The sequence below is a fragment of the Paractinoplanes bogorensis genome, from assembly GCF_018829635.1.
Lineage (GTDB): Bacteria > Actinomycetota > Actinomycetes > Mycobacteriales > Micromonosporaceae > Actinoplanes > Actinoplanes bogorensis.
Genome location: NZ_JAHKKG010000002.1, coordinates 782953 through 802953, shown reverse-complemented (window position 1 = coordinate 802953; position 20001 = coordinate 782953). Strand labels below are relative to the sequence as shown.

The window sequence follows — 20001 nt, the reverse complement described above, 5'->3', positions numbered from 1 at the left end:
GATCAGCCGAAAGTGTCATACCCAGGCTGTTTGATCTGGGTGTCACGGACGGCGAGCGGAGGAGGTCCGGGTGTCGATCACCGATGAGACGCGGCCACCGGCCCAACCCTCCGGCGGTGGCGGTGGCAGTGGCGGTGGCGGTGGCGGGCCATCGGGTGGTGGCGGTTCGTTCGACAAGACGCCGCCGCAGGACGTGGCGGCCGAGCAGGGCGTGCTCGGCGGCATGCTGCTGTCCAAGGATGCGATCGCCGACGTGGTCGAGATCCTCAAGACCCACGACTTCTATCGCCCGGCCCACAGCACGATCTTCGACGTCATCCTCGACCTGTACGGCCGGGCCGAGCCGGCCGATGCCCTGACGGTCGCCGCCGCCCTGGCCGACTCGGGTGACCTGCAGCGCATCGGCGGCGTGCCCTACCTGCACACGCTGATCGAGAGCGTGCCCACCGCGGCCAACGCTTCTTATTACGCGCGCATCGTCAGCGAGCGCGCGATCCTGCGCCGCGTCGTCGAGGCGGGCACCAAGATCGTGCAGCTGGGCTACGGCGCCGGCGGCAACGGCGGGCGTGATGTCGACGACATCGTCGACCTGGCCCAGCAGGCGATCTACGACGTCACCGAAAACCGGGTCAGCGAAGACTTCGCGGCCCTGGGCGACATGCTCCAGCCCACGCTCGACGAGATCGAGGCGGTCGGCGCCTCGGGCGGCGTTATGAGCGGCGTACCGACCGGGTTCAGCGACCTCGACCGCCTGCTCAACGGACTGCATCCCGGCCAGCTGATCATCGTGGCCGGCCGCCCCGGTCTCGGTAAGTCGACCGCGAGCATGGACTTCGCCCGCAACGCGGCGATCCGGCACAACTGCGCCAGCGCCATCTTCTCCCTCGAAATGAGCAAGATCGAGATGGTCATGCGACTGCTCTCGGCCGAGGCCCGGGTCCCACTGCATGTCCTGCGCTCGGGCCAGCTCACCGACGACGACTGGAGCAAGCTGGCCCGCCGCATGGGCGAGATCAGCGAGGCCCCGATCTTCGTCGACGACACCCCGAACATGAACCTCATGGAGATCCGGGCTAAGGCGCGCCGGCTCAAACAGCGCAACAACCTCAAGATGCTGGTCATCGACTATCTGCAGCTGATGAGCTCGCCGAAACGCACCGAGAGCCGCCAGCAAGAGGTCTCCGAGCTGTCCCGTGGTCTCAAGCTGCTGGCCAAAGAGATCGAGTGTCCGGTGATCGCCGTGTCCCAGCTCAACCGTGGCCCCGAGCAGCGAACCGACAAGCGCCCACAGCTGTCCGACTTGCGTGAGTCAGGCTCCATCGAGCAGGACGCCGACGTCGTGATCCTGCTCCACCGCGACGACTACTACGACAAGGAGAGCCCGCGAGCGGGCGAGGCCGACTTCATCGTGGCCAAGCACCGAAACGGCCCCACCGACACCGTCACCGTGGCCGCGCAGCTGCACTTGTCCCGCTTCGTCGACATGGCCATCACCTGACGCGGCCACTCGGGCTGCTTATCGGGCGCGATTCGACGTGGTGCCTGGTCAAACGCGAGCCGTTCACGGGCGTGGTGGGCCGTAGTTCCAGCCGTTGCGCTCGCCCTCGTCGGACATCTCGGTCAAAGTCGTCTCGCTGGGGAGTTCGGTGTGCAGTACGTCCCGAGAGATCTGCTCGGCTGTCAGCCGATCAACCGCGCGACCGCGATCCTGCTCCATGTCGTCATAGAGGACGGGCGCAGCAATGTTGGGCGCGTAGATCCACTGGTGTCGTGGCACGCTCCAGATCACGGCGCGGAGGCTCTGATCCCCCGGCTGATAGGCCACCAGGCTGGTAACTGTCGACCGATCGTCGCTCTTCAGGATGACCTTGTAGGCGAAGTCCTCTGTCATTCCAGCAAGCCCATCCCCTCTGTGCCGGGTACGTCCTGAGCGTCGAGTCCGTGCTGCCGAAGGTCGCTTTCGAATGATATGCCGCGGCGACGAAGGTCCTTCTTGTACTGCGCGAGTGTGCCCGGCTCAGACGCGAACCAGGAGGCCAAGGTGGTTACCTTCTTCTTGAGGGCACCGATCGACGGCAGTTCCGCCGGGCGACGTGCGTAGACGTCGTAGCGCTTGTTGATCGCGAGTATGTCGAGGAAGGCGTTGACTCGGCGGTATGCGGGAGCGTGACCAAGGCGGACGATCTCATAGCTTTCGTGAGTCTCCTTCCCCAATGCGCGCGAGAGCGGGGTGGGGAACTGGATCTCAACCTTGAAACCCTCCGGTGTTGTGAGCCAGACGTTCAATCCGTTGTGCCGGCCGTGATCGGCCCAGAAATCGGCAGCGCTCGTCGTTCGATAGCCGAGTTCGCGTAGCCCGGCGAGCACCTGGGTCACGGTTGACGCGTAGCTCTCCTCGGGTGTCTCGACGGAGAACCGGACGCGGTCCTTGGCACGGTCGACAAACTCGTCGAGGCCCACGCCCTCGAGTTCGGATGCCTCCAGGAACTTTCGGCTCAGACTCTCGGCTGACTTGACCCGATGCTCTTCGTCCACGACTCGGGCTTGGCTGTGATCGAGCGCTCGTGCCGGATTGTGATCGAGCGAGCGCACAACGGCATGAAGATCGCGCGAGCTACTCAGCGCGATGCGGCGAGCATCCGAAGTGGACGCCAGAATTCTGGCCTGCTGGTCGGGTGTCAGCGACGTGAATGCCGGCGAAGCGCCGTGATCTGTCCCGGTGGGTGGGGTGGCGGACCAGGCGCCTGGTCCGTGGTTGGGGAGAGGGGCGGGGGTGGCGTTGGCGTCTACTACCAAGGCCTCCACGGACGTGATGTTCACCGGGGTGGCCACGCCGTGGTGGGTGTACATGGGGTGGTGCTCGGAGATTCTGCCTATCTGGGGGTCCAGGTAGAGGACGGTTCCGTGTTGGTTTACGGCCGCCCAGGAATGTGAGCCGCCGCCTTCCAGGTCGGTGACTATGAAGGCGAACGCGCCGTGGCCGGTGTTCAGCAAGTGGTTTGTCAGGTTTGTTATGGCCTGGTCGATGGCTGGCTTGGCCTGGGCGGGGGCGGCGTCTCCTACGTACGGGGAAAGGCTCTGGAAGTCGCCGCCGGTGGCCTGGCGGATTCTGTTTATGCCGTTTGTCTCGCCGCCCAGGGGGCGATCGGGGTTGCCGTTGGCGTAGACGTCGAAGGTTCTCGGGGCGGATACGCGTGGGCGGGCGTGGGTGTAGGTGTCGAAGAGCGACAGGACGCCGTCTACGCAGTTCAGGCCCCGGGTGGGGTCGGCGGCCGGTCCGCCGTCGTTGGCCAGGCGGAACCAACCGCCCTCGCGTGGGTCGGCCAGGCGGGAGACGTTGCCCTGGGCGTCGCGGGGCATGGCGTTCTCGAGGTCCACCTGGTGAACGGCCAGCGGTGGGCGTAGGCCGCCGGTGACGTTGTAGTGGCGGGTTCGGTCGATCGACGGGCGGCCGGCCAGACCGTCCAGCGCAGACAGGTCGCCGGTGCGTACGCCGCCGGGGGCCAGGTTGCCTACGTCCTGGTTGACGCGGGCCCAGTCCGGGGGGTCGATCTCGACGCGGTCAGGGGCCAGGTCGCCGGAGTGGATCTGGGCTATCTGGGTGTCCAGCTCGGTGTTGATCTCGCTCAGCTCGAACGCCTGGCGGCGGTGGTGGCGGGCCTCGAGGGTGGCGCCGTTGCGGTCGGCGATGTCGGCCTGGCGGCCCAGGTCGAGGATCCGGGCGCGGTTGTCCTCGGTGATCCTGTCGAGATAGGCGGTGTATTCGTCGCGGCGGTTGCGCTCGAGGGTCTGGCGGGAGTGATCGACGTAGCCGAAGTAGGCCTGCTCGTCGCGGATCTCGGGAGCGACGGGAGCGGGCCGGTGGTGCGGCGGTGACGGGTTACGCCAGGAGGGGTTTGGCGGGGACGGGTTACGCGAGGACCGGTCTTGGCGAGGGAACGGGTCGCGGTGGGGGGACGGCCGTGAGGTGGCTCCGTCCAGTGAGGGTGGCAAGGCCGCGTCCAAGGGGCGGCGCCGGCTGGGGGCCGGGCGTGGCCCCAAGGCCTCGGCGATGCGGTCCAGGTCGGACACCGGGATGCGCTTGGCGGTGGGAGTCGGGGAACCCGGAGCGCCCCGATTCAACAGACCGGCCGGCGGAGGGAGGAACGAGCCGAACACGGGGCTGCTGGGGGAAGGGGAAGGGGATGGAGGGGAGACGGTCGGTGCGGACGTGGGGGAAGGCGTGGTCAGGGGATCCGCGAATCCGAGGGTCGCGGTGGAGGCTAGGACGTTCGAGCCGTCGGGCAGGGAGGGCGTCGGTGTGGAAAGGGGTGGCGCGGCGAGAGCAGACACCGAGGGGGACGGAGCAGCGGGAGACGGCGGCGTGGTGGGGGACGGCGTGGTGGGGGACGGCGTGGTGGGGGACGGGGGCGGGGTCTGTGGAGAAGTGGACGAGGAAGTAGAAGGAGTAGGAGAAGAAGGCGAGGGGGACGAGACCGGGGACAGCGTCGGCGACGAGGGAGTCTGCTGCGGAGAAGAAGGCGCGTCGAGGGACGGGGAAGGGGGCGGAGGCGACGTGGGGGATGAGGGGTCGGTGACTCGTTCCAGGTTTGGCTGAGAAGGGGTCGGAGACACGTCAAGCGACGCGAGATCGGGGGACATCGTGGTCGGCGGGCCGGCACCCTCCGGCGTACGGGAAGAAAGGTCGGGGAACTGGGGAAGGGCATCCAGGTGACCGATATCGATCGGTGCGTGCATGCCGTGCATGGCCGAACCGGTGGCGCCCGAAGTGGCTGATTTGGCAAGACCCGCGGCATCGGGCAGTTGGCCGAACGTGGCGGCGGCACTGAACTCGGCCAGCACCTCGCCGCCGGCACCACGCGCGATGCCGCCGTGCCCGTGCGATCCCGCGTGTGCTCCGGACGCGGCCGCACCACCGGCGAAACCGGCCAGTGCCGAACGTCCGAGATTGTCCAGGTCGAAGCCGTCCGAGCGGCCGGTCGACTGCTGGTAGAGCTGGATGCCGCCGTTGGTGGCGAACTCCTCACGGGCCTCGTCGAAACCCTCTTTCGCCGCCTCATGGCCCAGGTGGCGTAACCCCTCGCGGGTGGTGAGCTGTTTGACCGCGCGGCCGGCGGTCTGCTTGAGCGCCTTCTTGCCGAGCTGCTCGGCCAGGCGCTTGAAGATCTGCTGGATGGCGAGACGGGTCGCGGCGATCAGGCCACCGGCGGCGGGAGACGCGGCGCCGAGCGTGAGCGCGACCGTGACCGCCATGCCGACGAGCTCGATGAGGAAGATGCCGATCTCGATCCAGGCCTCGAGTTTCGCCGCCTCGATGTCGGCCCCACAGCCCTCGACCAGCTTGCCGAGCTGGTCCGACGCACGGATCAGGCCGTGCAGAGGGGCGTCCTCGTCGCCGGCGACCAGATGCCACGCGTTCTCGAAGCCCTCAGCGGTGATGCCCTCGCCGCCGAAGCCGGCCAGGAACTTGTTCGCGCCCGCCATCGCCGCTTCGCTCGGCGCGGTCAGCGTGGTGACCAGCGAATACCAGCGGTCGGCGACGTCCCAGGTGGTGACCTCGTTGCCGGCCGGCCAGTCGAAGCCGACGACCCACTCGAGCGCCTCGTAGGCCCAGGACGGAACGTCGAACGGGCTGAACTCGAGCGGATGGGGGACGGGGCTGGGCAGCACGCTCATGATCGGAACCGCCGAGCCGCCCGGGCGTCCGCGTGGACGTTGTCGTGCACCGATTGCGCGGCGGCGTCACCCAGCCCGGCAACGTAGTCGGCGAGCTGCTGCCACGCCTCGAGAACCTGCTCCTCGAACGGCCGGTAATGCTGCTCGAAAGACCTTCCGTACTGGTCACGGCCCCACGGCGTGGCGGCGCTGGCGGTGGCGATCTCGGCCCCGGTCCGGTTCCGACGCGCGTGGAGATCCTCGCCGGCCGCGCTCAGGGCGCGTGATCCGGCGAGCGCCTCGTCGGCGTCGAGCCGCAGCCGGTTACTGGTCATCGCGGCCGGCCAGATCCTGGACGATCTCGTCCGACCGTCCGAGCAGCGAACCGAACTGGTGGTCGCGCAGATAGCGAAGAGATCCGGAATTGTCCGGAAGATAGTCGCCCATCAAAGTCTGAACCTGTTCCGCGGCGCGCTCGGAAGCACTGTGGACAGTCGAGACGATCGTCCGGGAAACGTATTCGTTGTCCATATTGCGAGTCGCCCGGCGGATCAATCGCAAATCGATCAACTCGCCGCGCGGGCCGACCGTCACCCGGACGAGTCCGTCGGTCGAAACAACCGTCACCCGAATCGCGTCCAGACGCCTCTGCAGATCGTCCAGATCGGACCGTAAACGCGTATACCGCTCGTGCACCTCCGCGAGCCGGTTCCGCAGTTCCTGATTCGCCGCGCGATTCGCTGTCGCCGTCACCGGGCCACACCCCTCGTCCGTACCGAGACTTTGCGTGTTCGGTTAACTTCAATCTGCGAACGTCGGGACCGGCGATCGGGTTCAGTTCCCTTCAGGAGGCGGCCGGGTGATCACGCGAGCGGAAGCCGAGGCGATCGCCGCGCGCTGGGCGAGCAACGAGTCCGAGCAGCGCGGATACGGATGCGAGCCGATGCTCGCCGAGTTCGATCTGGGTTACGTGATCTGGACAAAACAGCCTTCCGCCGTACGCTCCGTGCCCGGCGACGGCGCACGTACGGTGATCGATCGGGAGACCGGGGTGCTCTCCACCTGGCCCAGCGTGCCGCCCGAGGAGATTGCCGCGATCTATCGGGAACGCCGTCCGGCCTCGCCCGGAACGGTCGATCCGGCCGTGTCGCTGCTGCGGCTGACGCACCGCCGGCCCACGCCGACGACGGTCGCGCATCTAACGGCGGGTGATCGGCACTTCCGGTCTCAGGGCGCGAAGGGTGACCAGGCGATCCGGCACCATCCGGTGGTGCTCGACCGGCTCGAGACGCTCGGTGCGACCGCCCGGGTGCGCGGCGCCGAGCGGCACGCCGAGTTGATCGCCGTGTCCGACGCGCTGCATTCGGCGTCCCGCGGCCAAGAGCGCGAGCTGACGCTCGAAGACGCGCGGGCTTGGCTGAGTGATTCCGCTTTCGCTTCTTCCCTCGTACGCGACCAGGGCGATCCCGCCGGTGGCCAAGTGAACCGCCCGTGCGAGACATGCATCAGCGTGCTCGTCGATCTGACCGTGCTGCCCTGGGCGGAACTCGCGTTCACCACCGAATGGCGGCACGGTTCGGATCGCATTCCGGTGACCGGGCGCTTCCCGCACGATGTGGCGCGCACGCTGGCCGGGGGCGGGTGGATCGGACCGTCGCCGTCGACCGGCGATGCCATGATCGAGCGGGCCGTGCAGGCGGCGGGGGGCCGGTTGGAACCGTTCGACGCGGCGCGGGCGGCGGTGGGCGACTTTCCCGGGGTGCGATGCGCGCGACGGGGGCCCGGGCTGCGCCGAGCCATTCGGCTGCTGCTGCTCGACCCGGTGCCGGGGGCGTATTCGGCTGTCACGCTGGAGGAGTTTGCCCAGGTCATCGGGGTGCCGCTGTTTCCGATCGGCATCGAGGGTGGCGACGCGGTGGTGGCGATCGACGAGCTCGGCCGGGTCTTCGTGCTCGACCAGGGCGGCGAATGGTTCGTCGGGAGCACGCTCGATGAGGCACTGACGGGGTTGCTCACCGGGGATGGACCGGCGCGGCGGGTGCGCGATGACGGCAGTTGGTGACTGGGCCGCTCACGGGGATGGGCCGGCGCGGCGGGTGCACGATGACGGCCAGGCCGTTCATGGGAATGGCCCGGCGCGGCGGGTGCGCGATGACGGCAGTCGATGGCCAGGCCGCTCATGGGGATGAGCCGGCGCGGCGGGTGCGCGACGACCGCAGTCGATGGGCAGGCCGCTCATGGGAATGGCCCGGCGCGACGGGTGCGCGATGACGGCGGTTGGTGACCGGGCCGCTCACCGGCATGAGCCGGTGCGCGATGACGGCAGTTGGTGACCGGGCCGCTCACCGGGATGAGCCGGCGCGGCGGGTGCACGACGACGGCCAGGCCGCTCATGGGAATGGGCCGGCGCGGCTGGTGCACGACGACGGCCGTTGGTGACCGGGCTGCTCCCGACGGATGGGCGGCCGGACCGGTTTGTGGCTGGCCGGACCAGTTGTGGCTGGCCCGGCCTCCTGTGCCTTTGCTCAGTCGAACATGTCGTGCAGGAAGCTCTTGCGCCGGCGGTAGTGGCCGTGGTGGCCGCGACGGTAGTGGCCGTGGTGACCGTAGCCGGGCGCGGGAGCGTAGTGCCCCGGAACGGCGGCCGGCGGGTAACCGCCGTGGGTCGGCTGGCCGTAACCCGGCGCGGGCGGTGGAGGCGGAGGGGCGTAGCCACCCGGCTGCGGCTGACCGTAGCCCGGCTGCGGGGCTGCGGCAGGACGCGGCGGGGCGGACGACGGCGGGGCCTGACGGGAGTTGAACGACGACTCGGCCTCGAAGAGTTTCTCGAGCTCACCGCGGTCGAGGAAGACTCCCCGGCACTCGGTGCATTGGTCGATCGTGACGCCGCTGCGCTCGTAGACCCGCATCTGGCCGTGACACTTCGGACAGGTCATCTGCATCTCACCGACGGTACAAGGCTGTGTCATCCAACGGGCTACTTGTGGCTGTGTGGTTCCTGAGTGCCGGCTTTGCGGGACTGTTCCGGACGAGCGGAACCAGAGCGCCGGCCCAGACCAGGAACGCGATCGGATACAGAAGGTAACCGAACCGGGTCGTGGGCATCAGCAGGATGGCCGCCAGCAGGCCCCAACCGATGATCAACGAGGCCGAACTCGGGGTGCGCGGGGGCCACCAGAGGATGCGTACGGTGATGGCGGCCGCGACTACGAGCAGCAGCCCCAAGGCCACGAAGCGACCCTCCGGGACGTGCTGGGCGATCAGATAGCCGGGGAACGGGGATTGGGCGGGGCTGGTGACCAGTCCGTGGCCGAGCGGGAAGCGGATGACGTTTTCGAGGAAGGCGTCCTGAGCCACCTGGAACGGCGGGATCAGCACCAGGATGGGCAGGCCGAGGGCGCCGGGGAGCAGCTTGCCGCCGCGGGCCACCGCCATGGCCAGTATTGCCAGCACGGCTACGACCGGAAGCGCGAAGAGTTTGCAGGCGGCGGCCGCGCCGACGGCGACACCGGCCCATCCGTAGCGGTCGGTAGCGGCGAAGGCCAGCGCCAGCAGACAGAGCGCGAGCACCGGGATGTCGTCGCCGCCGGTGGCCAGCGTGAGGGCGCAGACCGGTAGGACGGTGACTGCCTGTAGTGCGCGGGTGGTCGACCGTTTGCGCAGCAGGGCCATCGCGGTGATCAACGTGAGGGCCGTGAACAGGGCGAACCAGATGCGGGCATCGGTCCACCAGACGTCGCCGAACATGGCTCGGGGAAGTCCGAAGACCGACATGCCGGGCTGGTACGGGCTGTAGCCCATCAGGCGCTCGTCGGCGGGCAGGGCGGCGATGGCGTCTCGGGACAGGTAAGGGGTTCCGTCGGTGAGCAGGCGTTCGCCCATCCGTTCGACGACCAGCACCTCTTCCTGGGCCCGATCGGTGCGGCCGTCGGCCCTCTGCACGGCTTGGACGACCAGCGGCAACAGGGCGGCGGCGGACCACGTGATCCAGGTGAGGGTGGCCCGGGCCCGGTTGCCGACCAGGGCACGGAGGACACGCCAGGCGCGGCCGGTGGCGTCGATACGGTCGCGGACCGCGCGGTAGCCGAGGAACTGCAGGAGGGCCAGCAGGAAGGCGTCGGCGTAGGCCCAGGCCGCGATCGATCCCCAGGCGCGGTGCGGCAGCAGAGTCGACGAGAGAGCGGTGACCAGGGCGAACACTGCGGACAGGGCGTAGAGCGGGAGGTCGATCGCGTAGCCGCCGGCCGCTTGATCGAGGCGGGCGAAGAAGCGGCCGATCCGGGTGGTGGGCGCTCGCGCGGTGTCGGATGCGGACTTCGTCGCGTTTGGGGCCGGCTTGTCATCGGGTCGCGGCGGTTCACCACCGTCGTCGTAGCCCTCGTCCGCGTCCGTGTCGTCGCTGGCAGCAGGAGAGGTGGGACCGGCCGGCCGACGGGGAGCGACATCGTTGTCATCGTCGCTCGGGGCGTTGCTGTCGGATGAGGGTGCCTCGACGGTCGCGCCGACGTTGTCATCGTCGCTCACGGCATCGGCGTCGGACGAGGGGGTCGCGGCAGGCCTGCTGGTTCCGGATTTCTGGGCGGGAGATGTGCCGGAGCTGTTGGCGTCACCGGTGGTCGCGTCGGTAGCGGTCGGTTCGCCGGCGCTGTCGGACGGTGTCGTGTCGGTGGCAAGAGTCTTGGCGTTAGCGGGAGCGGGCTGCGTGCTGTCGTCCGGGGGTGCGATGCCTGCGGTGGCCGGGTGCGCTCCGCCGCTGTCGGATGGAGTCGCGTCGGTGGCGAGAGTCTTGGCGTTAGTGGGGGCGGGCTGCGCGCTGTCGTCCGGGGGTGCGGTGGTGGGCGTCTTGGCTGCGGTGGCCGGGTGCGCGCCGGCGTTGACGGATGGCGTCGTGGCGGTGGCGTCGGTGAGGGGGACAGGCGGCTCGTCCGAACCGTCGGTGTCGTCGGAGGGTGGCTCGCCGGTGCCGGCTTCGGGGGAGTCCTCGGGAGATGGCCTGCCGACGGGTTTGCCGGACGCAGGCGATGCAGGGCCGGTGGGCTCCGCGCTGGGCGAAGGAGCTGCGAGCGAAGTAGCTGCGGGCGAAGTGGCGGCGGGCGCGGTGCTGGCCGTGGTCTCCAGATCGGGCGACGCGTCGGCAGCGGCCTCGAAGTCGGACGATGCAGCGGCGGTGTCCAAGGCGGGCGATGCCGTGGCGGTGGCCTCGGAAACGGGCGAAGTCATGGCTGCGGTCTCGGACGCCGACGAAGTGGTGGCAGCGGTCTCGGAGCTGGGTGACTCGGAGAGGACGTGACCGGGTGCGGTGCTGTCCGCTTCGGGGGGAGTACCGGTTTTGGACTGAGCGTCCTCTGTGGGGGGATTCTGGGGGGTGCGGTCACGAAGCGTACGGGAGGAAGGTTTGCCCCCAACGGGGTCGGCGGCGGGCCCCTCAACTGCGGATTTGCTCGCCGTCTGCCCTGCATCAGTCACGCGGGCAAGTGTGGCAGAGCGGATCGCCCGGACCCCCCGGACCGGCGCCGCGACATGCGGACGACCGCGCCACCATCGTGCAGTGAGGGTGCCAGCGCGCCCGGTCGACCGGCCGTTCCACGCTGCATCGTGGCCAGCAGACGCGCCGCCGACATGGGGCGGGCGAACAGGTGTCCCTGCCCCGCTACGCAGCCCAGACTCCACAGCGCGTGCCTCTGCGGCTCGCTCTCCACACCGTCGGCGATGACCGACAGGTGCAGGCTCCGGGCGAGGTCGACCGTGGAACGGATCACAGCCGAGGCCTCGGAGGAGGTTTGGACGGCGCCGATGAACTCGCGGTCGATCTTGAGTTGGTGGACGGGGATGTGGGACAGGACCGAGAGGGGGGTCACGCCCGTACCGAAATCGTCCAGGGCCAGGCGCACGCCGGCCTCGCTCAACTCGGTGAGGGCGCGGCCGACCACGTCGAGCTGGCTCAGCGTCAGCGTCTCGGCGAGTTCGAAGATCAGGCGGTCGGCCGGCACCTCGTGGCGGCCCAGGCGGCTCAGCACCGTCTCGGGGAAGCGCGGGTCGAGCAGGCTGCGGGGCGACACGTTCACCGCCACGGGCAGGTCGAAGCCGGCCTCGCGCCACTGGTCGGACGCCGCGAGCGCCTGGTCGAGCACGGCGTCGGCGAAATCCTGCAGCCGGCCGGACCGCTCGATCGTCTGGAGGAACTCCATCGGCGTGAGCGAACCGTGCTCGGGGTGGTGCCACCGGGCCAGCGCCTCGGCCGAGACCACTTCGCCGCTGCCCAGGTCGACGATCGGCTGGAAGTCGACCACGAACTCGCGTTCGGCGACCGCGCGGTGCAGTTCGCTGCCCAGGGCGAGCCGGCTGACGTCGGCCGTGTCTTGCGAGTGTGCGTACGTGGCGGTCTGTTGCCCGGCCCGTTTGGCCTGATACATCGCGATGTCGGCCCGTCGCATGAGCTCGTTGACGCCGCCGCTGCCGGCCGCGAGGGCGATGCCCCCGGCCGCCTCGACGGTGATCTGCATGCCTTCGACGGCCACGCTCCTTTCGAGCGTGCTGAGCATCGACTTGGCGCGGTGGGTGGCCAGCGCCGGCGTGGGCAGATCGACCAGCAGCACCGCGAACTCGTCACCGCCGAGACGGGCTACCAGATCGCCGGGCGCCGCGGCGTCGGCCAGCCGGCGGGCCACCTCGCGCAGCACCGCGTCGCCGGCGGCGTGCCCGAGCGTGTCGTTGACCTCTTTGAAGTGGTTGAGGTCGATCAGCAGCAGCGCGACGACACCTTCGTCGGTGTGGCTCTGGAAGTGCTCGCCGGCCCGCTCGTACAGCTCACGGCGGTTGGCCAGGCCGGTCAGCGGGTCGTGGGCCGCGTCGTACGCGTTCTGTTCGTTGAGCCGCTGCAGTTCCGCGTACGCCGTCGCGTTGCGGATGGCCGTGCACAGCGCGGACGTGAAGGTGCGCAGCTTGTACTGCTCGAACTCGGTGAGCTTGACCGGCCCGCCGAAGCGCAGCCGCAGCACGCCCATGTGCAGGCGCCCGTCGTGGGTGACCAGCTCGGCGGTGATCTCGGCCGGGGGCAACTCGGTCGCCCCGGCACGCGAGCCGTCGAACGTCACCCGCTGGGAGGTCCCTCGGACGGTGCGTTCGGCGCTGTCGGTGACCAGGTCGATCTCGGTCTCGACGGCGGAGAAGAGGAGTGCCGCGCGGGAGGCCGCGGAGTGCAGCACGTGGGTCAGGTCGACAGCGTTGAGCTCGTCGGTCGCCTCGGCCAGGCGCTGCCACGACTCGCGTTCCTCGCGGGTGCGGATCCGGCGGGACTGCCAGAGGTGCATGCAGAACACAACGAGCGGGAAGATGAGCAGGAGCAGCAGACTTCCGCCGAAGGCCAGCACGGCGACCACGAGCAGGGTGGCCAGGAGGCGTACGAGATAGGCCGCCAGCTTCATGTCGAGGTCTTGCGTCGCGAGCCGCCGCACGGTGGAGTGCGAGGCCGTGGCCATCACCGGCAGGTAGGCGGCGTGGTCGACGATCGCCATCGCGGTCATGGCCACGATCACCGGAATGAGGGCGGCCGGCGGGTCGGTCAGGCTGGGGCGCACGTCCAGGGCCCAGAAGACGGCGACCGCGGTGCTGGCGGTGAGCACCTCTTTGGCCACCGCGAAGATCGCCTTCTGCGGAGACTTCCGGGTCGCGATCATGCGCAGGGTCATCCCGACGGCTGCGCACAGCACGACCCACGGCCCGGGCAGCAGGACCAGCGCGATCAGCACCGGGACCTCGCCCCAGGTGGTGCCGTCCTGACTGGACTTGATCCGGACGTAGACCCGCATGTGGTTGGCCACCAGGACCGCGGCCAGCGTCACGAACAGCATCGCGACGTCGGGGGCCGGTGTGGGCCACACATAGGCGTGTGCGATCACGCCCAGGGCGACGACCAGCGCTGCCACGACGACGAGACCGACAAGCAGCCGGAGCCGCCGATCGGTCGCGTTGTCGTCAGAGTCTGTGCCGGTCATCGAAGTCCCGTCGCCGAGCCCGCGCCGCCGATGGTGTCGCGTTGCTTCGGGCCCCAGCGTATTCAAGATGGGCGGCGTAGCGCACCCACGCGTTTTTCAGCCCCACTCAGTAGCACGACGCATGGCCGTCTCCTCGCTTCGTCATCCGGGGCTCGCGGCCCCCCGAATCTCGTCGTGTCGCGACGAAAGAAACGTTATAGGCGAGGAAGCGGAATTCATAGCGTTTAGTGCCGTTTTGCGCAGAATGCGATAACCGTTCGGAAAACGATTACCCGCAGTCTCCAGGGGTAAACTCTGCGCAATGGTGAAAGTCGTTTTGGGTCGCGGTGTCCGCATGTCGGAGGGTGGTGTTTAGCTAACGCTGCGGATTGTCTAAAGCCCCCGCTCCGGGGATATTATCTCGTCCTTTGCACACCACTTGACCAGCCAAATGATCGCCGAATATTACCGGTTGACAAATAGTGTTTCCCGCTTCTCGGGCCGGTTAACAAGATCCCCGGTCGGACTTTCTATAAACTCCCGGTATGCCCGACCAATCCCCGCTGACTCATGTGGACGAGGCCGGCGCCGCGCGCATGGTCGACGTCTCCGCCAAGGCCGTCACCGCCCGCCGCGCGGTGGCCGCCGGACGAGTGGTGACCACTACCACAGTGATTGCACTTCTGCGGGGTGACGAACTTCCCAAAGGCGACGCGCTCGCTGTGGCGCGTCTAGCCGGGATCATGGGTGCCAAACGGACACCCGACCTCATTCCACTGTGTCATCCGATCGGACTGCACGGAGTGGTGGTCGACCTGGAGTTGACGGAGACGACGGTCGAGATCACCGCCACCACCAGGACGGCCGATCGGACCGGGGTCGAGATGGAGGCGCTCACCGCGGTCGCCACCGCCGGGCTCACGATGATCGACATGATCAAGGCGGTCGACCCGGCCGCCAGCATCGAGGCGGTCCGCGTCCTGCGCAAAGAGGGCGGCAAGACCGGCGATTGGGTACGCCCCGAGGACCGCCCATGACCATCACCGCGCGCATCATCGTGGCCAGCAACCGGGCCGCCGCCGGCGTCTATGCCGACACCAGCGGCCCGCGTCTCGTCGCCGGGCTGCGTGAGCTCGGCTGCACCGTCGACGAGCCGGTCGTCGTGCCGGACGGCGAGCCGGTCGCCGACGCCCTGCGCCGGGCCGTCGCCGACCACGTCGACGTCGTTCTGACCAGCGGTGGCACCGGCGTCACGCCGACCGACCGTACCCCCGAGGCCACCCGCGGCCTGCTCGACTTCGAGATCCCGGGCATCGCCGAGGCCATCCGGGCCTACAGCCGCGACCGGGTGCCCGCCGCCGCCCTGTCCCGTGGCCTGGCCGGGGTCGCCGGGCGCACGCTGATCGTCAACCTGCCCGGGTCGACCGGCGGGGCCAAGGACGGCCTGGCCGTGCTCGGCCCGCTGCTGCAACACACCGTCGACCAGATCCGCGGCGGTGATCACGCGCCCGGTCAAGAGAATGATCACGCTCCTGGTGGATAGGCTCGACCGGTGAGTGACGTGAGCGTCGATTGGGAGAAGGCCCGCGAACTGGCGTACACCGCCGGGCGCGCGGCGGCCGGCCGGGCCGAACCGGTCACGCTGTCCGAGGCCGACGGACGCACCCTGGCCGAGCCGCTGCGGGCGCTGACCGACCTGCCCGCGTTCCCCACCTCGAGCATCGACGGCTGGGCGGTCCGCGGGGCGAAGCCGTGGCGTCCGGTCGGCCGGGTGCTGGCCGGTCAGATCGCCCCGCCCCTGACCGAGGACGGCACGTGCGTCGAGATCGCCACCGGAGCGATGGTGCCGGCCGGTGCCGAGGCGCTCGTCCGTATCGAGGCGTCCACTCGCGACGGTGACGGCCGGGTGCTCGGTGAGCCGCGGAACGGCTATGTGCCCGAGTGGCGGCAGCCGGGCGAGGAGGCGGCCAAGGACGAGGAGCTGCTGCCGGCCGGCACGGCGGTCGACCCGGCGGTGATCGGGGTCGCGGCGACCTGCGGTTACGAGTCGTTGAGCGTCTATCCGCGTCCGCGGGCCGGGCTGCTGGTCTTCGGCGACGAGCTGCTCACCGGCGGCACCCCGGGCGCGGGGCGGGTGCGTGACTCGCTCGGACCCCAGATCCCCGGCTGGTTGCGTCGCCTGGGCGCCACGGTGGAAATGGTCGCCGGCCCGGTGCAGGACACGCTTGATGCGCACGTCACCGCCGTACGGGAAAATCTCTCGATCGCCGATGTCGTCTGCACCACCGGCGGGACGATGCACGGGCCGGTCGACCATCTGCATCCCGCGCTGACCGAGCTCGGCGCCGAATACATCGTCAACACGGTGGCGGTCCGGCCCGGCTTCCCGATGCTGCTGGCTCGTCTGCCCGGCAATCGTTTCCTGGCCGGGCTGCCGGGCAACCCGCAGTCGGCGGTGATCGCCCTGATCACCTTGGTCGCCCCCTTGCTGGCCGGTCTGCAGGGTCGTCCGGCGCCGGTGCTGCCCGCGGTCGAGCTGACCGGCGACGTGCGCGGCCGCGGTGGCGACACCCATCTCGCGCTGGCCCGGTTGTCCCACGATGGACGGACGGCGACGCCGGTCGGGCATGTCGGGTCGGCGATGCTGCGCGGTCTGGCCAACGCGCACGGTTTCGCCGTCGTGCGTCCCGGGAGCGAGGCCGCCGCGGGCGATGTCGTTCCGTTCCTTCCGCTGCCGCTGTTGACCGGGGAGCGTCCATGATCGCTATCGCGGAAGTGCTGGACACGCCGCTCGACCTGGCCGCGCACGAGAAGGCGGTGGCCGACCCACGGTCCGGCGCGGTCGTCTCGTTCCAGGGCGTGGTGCGCGACCACGACCACGGCCGCGGGGTGACGCTGCTCGAATACGAGGGCCACCCCAGCGCCGCCCAGGTGCTGCGCGAGGTTGCGGCCGAGATCGCGGCCGACCCCGACGTCTACGCGGTCGCCGTCTCGCACCGGGTGGGCACCCTGGCCATCGGCGACATCGCGCTGATCGCCTCGGTCAGCACGGCCCATCGGGCGGCGGCCTTCGCGGCCTGCGCCCGGCTGGTCGACGAGGCCAAGGCGCGGCTGCCGATCTGGAAGCGCCAGGTCTTCGCGGATGGCACCGACGAGTGGGTCAACTGCCCCTAGGCCCGGGGATGGCCGGCACTCGCGGCGGCGCGACCGGCCGGCGTACGGGCCGCATCTCGGGCACCACTCCGGGCCGCCAGGGCAGCGCGTTCATCAGCAGGATCACGGCGAAGGCGTACGCGTTCCAGCCGAGCATCCACTGCGGAGGCAACGCGAACAGCACGTAGGCGAGAAACGCACCGGCCGCATATCCGGCACCGGCAAAGCGTCTGCGTCGGCGCGCCCCCGCCCGCGACCGGGCCGCCGCGTCGACCAGGATCAGCATCGCCGGCAGCACCCAGACCAGCTTGTGACTCGAGCTCACCGGGGCAGCGGCCGCGCCGGCCAGCCCGACCAGCGTGAACGCCGCGATCTCGTCGTTGTCGGCGTGCGCCGCCCGGGCCCGGATCAGGCCGACCGCCAGCAGCAGCACGGCGAACGACAACCACACCAGCACCGGGGTGCTCGTCGAGTCGTACAGGCGGGCGAGCAGTCCGGCCAGTGACTGGTTGGCCGGGTCGCCGACCGGGCCGGACCGGTCGACCTGGAACAGCACGGTGCCGATCCAGCGGGCGGTGGCGTTGGGCGCGACGAGATATCCGCCGAACATCAGCGTCGCCGCCGTGGTGGTCGCGGTGACCACCGCCCGCCATTGCCGGGTGACGGCCAGATAAACGATGAACAGGCCGGGGCTGACCGCGAGGGCGGTCGCAAGGCCGATGCCGACACCGGCCCACGAGCCGGTCGACCAGATCCGGCGCAGCCGGGGCATGGACGGCGTGGAGGGCGTGGACGGCGTGGAGGGCGTGGAGGGCCACCAAGCTGCGCGCCGCCGGGCCCGGGCCGCGCGGCGCAGTCCCACCATGTCGGCCGTGATCAGGCCGAGAAGCAGCAGGTCGAGGTGGCCGAGGCCGAGGACCGCGCGCACCGGCTCGGTGACCAGAGCCAGCACCGCCGCGGTGACCACGACGGCGAACCGGGAGCGCCCGTAGCGGCGGGCGATCGGACCCGCCAGCGCGACCAGGGACAGCACGAGGGCGGCCAGGCCGGAGACGGCGAGCAGCCACGCCGTGATCGTCACGGGTAGGACGGCACCCGGCGTCATCACCAGGGCGGTGACGGGCGGCAGGGCGGCGCCCAGCCGGGAGTCGTACAGATCGCCCCCGACCAGCCAGGCCCGGACGGCCGCGTGATTCACGACGAGGCTTGTTCCCCCGTACGCATGCAGGGCCAACCCGATCGCCCAGAGTGCCGTGATGCACCCGAGCCCGACCACCGCGAACCTTCCGGTCCGCCCGCGTTCCCACGCCGGCATGACGCGACCCCCGTCGCTCTCGTCCTCCGGGCGCGCCGTAGCCCCCTCGTCCGCTTTAACGCAAAGATCGCGGAGAGGTTGTTAGCCGGGCAACTTACGGGCGGCGGCCGCGCTCACCGCAGCGATCTTGGCCTCGCGCCGCGCCGTGCGGACGGCCCGCTTCACCGAGCGCTGGGAGCGGTCGGCGGCCCTCTTCACCGAACGCTGGGAGCGGTCGGCCGCGTGCTTGATGGCGGTCTGGGAGCGGTCGGCGGCGTTCCCGGCTCGGTAGCCGAGGCCCGGCCGGCCCTCAGTGTCGACCGCGGCCAGCAGCAGCCCGCCGAGCAGCCCCAGGTTCTTGAGGAAGTCGCCCTTCTTGGCCTGCGCGTCAGCGATCGTCGCGGGCACGAGCCCGGCGGCCAGCACCGCTGCCGCGGGCCGGGTGAAGTGACCGGTGGCCAGCGCGAGGCCCGCGACCACGTCGGCCGCGCCCTTGATCTGCACGAGCGTGCGGGCGTCGGTCGGGATCCGCGGGTCGACCTTCTCCAGGAGCGGCTTCACCCGCTCGGTCAGCTGGGCGGCGTTCTCCGCGTTGGCGTCGGGCTTGGTGAGCGCGCGGACACCCTGGACGACGAAGATCGAGGCGAGCATGGCGCGGGCTGCCGTGCGTACGGGCTTCATGAACTGGTTATACCCGCCGCGCGCCGATCACACCGGCTGCGTGCGCAGGTAACGGCCGAAATGCGGCACCGTGAAGGCCACCGTGCCGCGCTCGCCCGAATAGATCAGGCCCTTTTTGATCAGCGCGTCGCGGGCCGGGGAGAGGCTGGCCGGCTTGCGCCCGAGCGCGACCGCGATGTCGGAGGTCGGCACCGCGGCGTCCATGTCGTTGCTCGGATCGCCGGAGAGCGTGGCCATCGCGCGCATGTATTCGCGCTCGGCCGGGGTGGCCCGCTCGAACCGGGAGCCGAAGAAGCCCACGGCCAGTTCGGCCTCGGCTTCGGGGGCGGCCACGCGCACGTCGGCGTCGGTCACCGGCGACTGCGGGGCGTGGTCCCAGGTCGCTTTCCCGTACGCCTGCACGAAGTACGGATATCCGCCCGACTTCTCGTACAGCAGGTCGAGGGCCTTCGCCTCGTACTCCACTTCCTCACGGGCCGCCGGGGCACACAGGGCGAGGTCGGCCGCCACCCGGTCGAGCCGGTCGATGCGCTGGTAGCGGAACAGGCGCTCGGAGTACGACTTGGCCGCCGAGAGCACGGCGGGCAGGTGCGGCAGCCCGGCCCCGACCACGATCAGCGGGGCGCCCAGCTGGGAGAGCTCGTGGCAGGCGGCGCACAGCGCGGACACGTCGGCCGGCCCCAGGTCCTGCATCTCGTCGATGAACAGCGCGATGCCGGTGCCGACGTCGGTGGCCAGCGAGGCGGCGTCGGTGAACAGCTCGACCAGGTCGATCTCGATGTCACCGGAGTCGGCCCGGCCCCGCGCGGGCGGCAGGTCGATGCCGGGGGCCCAGCGGTCGCGCAGCTTGGACGAGCTGTCGTTGGCCCGCAGCGCGAACGCCTTGAGGACGGCGAGCACGTCGTCGACCCGCTCGGGGTCGCGGTGGTGAGGTGCGAGTTCGCGGATGGCCATGTGCAGGGCGGCCGAGACCGGGCGGCGCAGCGACTGGTCGGGGCGGGCCTCGATCTTGCCGGTGCCCCAGAGCCGGCCGATGGCCATCGAGCGCAGCGTGTTGAGCAGCACGGTCTTGCCGACGCCGCGCAGGCCGGTGAGCACCAGGCTGCGCTCGGGGCGGCCACGGGCGATCCGCTCGAGCACCACGTCGAACGCGTCGAGCTCACGGTCGCGCCCGGCCAGCTCGGGTGGGCGCTGACCGGCGCCGGGGGCGTACGGGTTCCTCACCGGATCCACGCATAGCACCGT

17 protein-coding genes are annotated in these 20001 nt (G+C 70.1%); 7 read left to right on the top strand and 10 right to left on the bottom strand.

The genetic code is table 11. The annotated features are described in order from the left end of the window. Positions 1–70: 70 nt before the first annotated feature. Complete coding sequence (gene dnaB, locus KOI35_RS08530) at positions 71–1498, top strand: replicative DNA helicase (RefSeq protein WP_215785464.1); 1428 nt, start codon at positions 71–73, stop codon at positions 1496–1498. Between the two features lie 63 nt (positions 1499–1561). Here dnaB and KOI35_RS08525 read toward each other — a convergent pair whose 3' ends face one another. The 4 genes from KOI35_RS08525 to KOI35_RS08510 are packed head-to-tail and all read right to left on the bottom strand — an operon-like array spanning position 1562 to position 6408. After that, positions 1562–1891: a hypothetical protein gene (locus KOI35_RS08525; protein WP_215785463.1), complete on the bottom strand. Its 330-nt coding sequence runs from the start codon at positions 1889–1891 to the stop codon at positions 1562–1564. Beyond that, on the bottom strand, positions 1888–5676 hold the full coding sequence (locus KOI35_RS08520) for a toxin glutamine deamidase domain-containing protein (protein ID WP_215785462.1): 3789 nt from the start codon (positions 5674–5676) through the stop codon (positions 1888–1890). Before KOI35_RS08520 ends, KOI35_RS08525 begins: the two co-directional genes overlap by 4 nt. Further along, positions 5673–5990, bottom strand: coding sequence for a hypothetical protein (locus tag KOI35_RS08515; protein WP_215785461.1), 318 nt, complete (start codon positions 5988–5990; stop codon positions 5673–5675). The genes KOI35_RS08520 and KOI35_RS08515 overlap by 4 nt, the downstream gene beginning before the upstream one ends. Then, positions 5980–6408 carry a YbaB/EbfC family nucleoid-associated protein gene (locus KOI35_RS08510; RefSeq protein ID WP_215785460.1) on the bottom strand — a complete coding sequence of 143 codons (429 nt, stop codon included), beginning with the start codon at positions 6406–6408 and terminating at the stop codon, positions 5980–5982. Before KOI35_RS08510 ends, KOI35_RS08515 begins: the two co-directional genes overlap by 11 nt. 106 nt (positions 6409–6514) lie before the next feature. Here KOI35_RS08510 and KOI35_RS08505 point away from each other — a divergent pair, with 106 nt between their 5' ends. Then, positions 6515–7717: an SUKH-3 domain-containing protein gene (locus tag KOI35_RS08505; RefSeq protein WP_215785459.1), complete on the top strand. Its 1203-nt coding sequence runs from the start codon at positions 6515–6517 to the stop codon at positions 7715–7717. Between the two features lie 463 nt (positions 7718–8180). On the opposite strand, the gene KOI35_RS08500 is transcribed toward KOI35_RS08505, so the two are convergent. Together KOI35_RS08500 and KOI35_RS47130 are read right to left on the bottom strand one after the other, a co-directional pair. Further along, positions 8181–8597 (bottom strand): TFIIB-type zinc ribbon-containing protein, encoded by a 417-nt coding sequence (locus KOI35_RS08500; protein WP_438870587.1) that lies wholly within the window; start codon positions 8595–8597, stop codon positions 8181–8183. A 1-nt stretch (position 8598) separates the two neighbouring features. Then, positions 8599–9933: a glycosyltransferase 87 family protein gene (locus KOI35_RS47130; RefSeq protein WP_308120869.1), complete on the bottom strand. Its 1335-nt coding sequence runs from the start codon at positions 9931–9933 to the stop codon at positions 8599–8601. Positions 9934–10489: 556 nt separating this feature from the next. On the opposite strand from KOI35_RS47130, the gene KOI35_RS47125 reads away from it, so the two are divergent. Further along, positions 10490–10945, top strand: coding sequence for a hypothetical protein (locus KOI35_RS47125; RefSeq protein ID WP_246612651.1), 456 nt, complete (start codon positions 10490–10492; stop codon positions 10943–10945). A gap of 172 nt (positions 10946–11117) precedes the next feature. Here the strand turns inward: KOI35_RS47125 and KOI35_RS08490 are convergent, their stop codons facing one another. Continuing rightward, positions 11118–13649 carry a putative bifunctional diguanylate cyclase/phosphodiesterase gene (locus KOI35_RS08490; RefSeq protein ID WP_215785457.1) on the bottom strand — a complete coding sequence of 844 codons (2532 nt, stop codon included), beginning with the start codon at positions 13647–13649 and terminating at the stop codon, positions 11118–11120. A 524-nt stretch (positions 13650–14173) separates the two neighbouring features. On the opposite strand from KOI35_RS08490, the gene moaC reads away from it, so the two are divergent. Genes moaC through KOI35_RS08470 form a run of 4 tightly spaced genes read left to right on the top strand, consistent with a single transcriptional unit; the run spans position 14174 to position 16802 of the window. Next, complete coding sequence (gene moaC, locus KOI35_RS08485) at positions 14174–14665, top strand: cyclic pyranopterin monophosphate synthase MoaC (protein WP_215785456.1); 492 nt, start codon at positions 14174–14176, stop codon at positions 14663–14665. Then, entirely contained in the window at positions 14662–15171 is a 510-nt protein-coding gene (locus tag KOI35_RS08480) for a MogA/MoaB family molybdenum cofactor biosynthesis protein (RefSeq protein WP_215785455.1), read from the top strand. Before moaC ends, KOI35_RS08480 begins: the two co-directional genes overlap by 4 nt. Positions 15172–15180: 9 nt before the next feature. After that, positions 15181–16389 (top strand): molybdopterin molybdotransferase MoeA, encoded by a 1209-nt coding sequence (locus tag KOI35_RS08475; protein WP_215785454.1) that lies wholly within the window; start codon positions 15181–15183, stop codon positions 16387–16389. After that, the gene (locus KOI35_RS08470; RefSeq protein WP_215785453.1) at positions 16386–16802 is read left to right on the top strand and encodes a molybdenum cofactor biosynthesis protein MoaE; all 417 of its coding nucleotides are present in this window, start codon (positions 16386–16388) and stop codon (positions 16800–16802) included. Before KOI35_RS08475 ends, KOI35_RS08470 begins: the two co-directional genes overlap by 4 nt. Here KOI35_RS08470 and KOI35_RS08465 read toward each other — a convergent pair. The 3 genes from KOI35_RS08465 to KOI35_RS08455 form a co-directional block, all read right to left on the bottom strand. Then, positions 16789–18096 (bottom strand): glycosyltransferase 87 family protein, encoded by a 1308-nt coding sequence (locus KOI35_RS08465; RefSeq protein WP_215785452.1) that lies wholly within the window; start codon positions 18094–18096, stop codon positions 16789–16791. The genes KOI35_RS08470 and KOI35_RS08465 overlap by 14 nt on opposite strands. A gap of 81 nt (positions 18097–18177) precedes the next feature. Next, positions 18178–18756 (bottom strand): DoxX family membrane protein, encoded by a 579-nt coding sequence (locus KOI35_RS08460; protein ID WP_215785451.1) that lies wholly within the window; start codon positions 18754–18756, stop codon positions 18178–18180. Between the two features lie 27 nt (positions 18757–18783). Continuing rightward, positions 18784–19989 (bottom strand): ATP-binding protein, encoded by a 1206-nt coding sequence (locus KOI35_RS08455; RefSeq protein ID WP_215785450.1) that lies wholly within the window; start codon positions 19987–19989, stop codon positions 18784–18786. Between the last annotated feature and the right edge of the window lie 12 nt (positions 19990–20001).